Annotated in this window: 1 protein-coding gene; it reads left to right on the forward strand. The window is 56.8% G+C overall.

The features are described 5' to 3' along the window. The first annotated feature begins 163 nt into the window (after positions 1–163). The gene (locus ACXJKH_RS21350; RefSeq protein ID WP_457322377.1) at positions 164–475 is read left to right on the forward strand and encodes a hypothetical protein; all 312 of its coding nucleotides are present in this window, start codon (positions 164–166) and stop codon (positions 473–475) included. Positions 476–912: the final 437 nt, after the last annotated feature.

The following is a 912-nucleotide window of genomic DNA, read 5'->3' on the forward strand; positions in this document are numbered from 1 at the left end:
GCGTGATGAGTGGCCAAATCTTCTCAAGCTTGTCCAGGTCGATCATGTTTGGGTCTGGCCGCTGCCTGCTTAGATCGGATTCTGGCATAACGCCTCGGAGTGGCAAGGGAGTCGGGCGGTGCGTCGAGTCCGGCTATGCTGCTTGGGAACTAGGGAGTCAGCTATGACAACACCAGAAGCGTTCCGATCATCGTTTGGCGCAATGACAGACGGTGAACTCGTGGCCCGCTGGGCGCGGCACCAGCTCACCGATGAGGCGAAGGCGATAGCTGCGCAAGAGCTACGCACCCGTGGCATCGATCCTGATGAAATCGACATGCAAGGGGAGCTGGAGCGCCAAGAGCGCGACGTGGTGTCGTTTCGCCGTGGGCAACGCCAGCGAGCAGGGCGAATCAGCCTGCGATTCCTCATGACGATCGTCGCAGCAGTGCTGAGCGCGTTCGGTGCCACCGTTGCGGCTCTGATTTTTCGCTGACCAGCGCAGGCGGCACAGCTCGGATACCAAGCCGTGCAAATTCCGTGCAACCAAAAATAAAAAAGGGTTCTCATTGCTGAGAACCCTTAAATWATGGTGGCCGAGGACGGAATCGAACCGCCGACACGGGGATTTTCAATCCTCCTTTTCAGCAAAGCGGCGGCTCAGTCATCTGTTTTGTCTGCTCCTGGCGTCTTTAAGGTGTATTCGGGGATCGAAGTGGATCTCCATTTGTCTAGCACCTGTCCGCACCTGCAAGTGAAAGAATCGTCGTCCTTCACTGGCACTCTGTAGATCTCGACCGAGTAAATGGCACCACAATGCTTACAAGCCTTGTCGGGTGCCGCTTCTTTGGTCCAGGTCTTTACCACGCCTCACCCCCAGGTTGTTGCGCCTACTTTAGCGCTCCGCAATCCTTGGAAACAGTGCCTTTCCCC

The organism is Stenotrophomonas sp. P5_B8, assembly GCF_054049855.1.

Bases quoted from the DNA above. Each gene is read 5' to 3' on its own strand.
- ACXJKH_RS21350 (WP_457322377.1), top strand. From the start codon at position 164: ATGACAACACCAGAAGCGTTCCGATCATCGTTTGGCGCAATGACAGAC.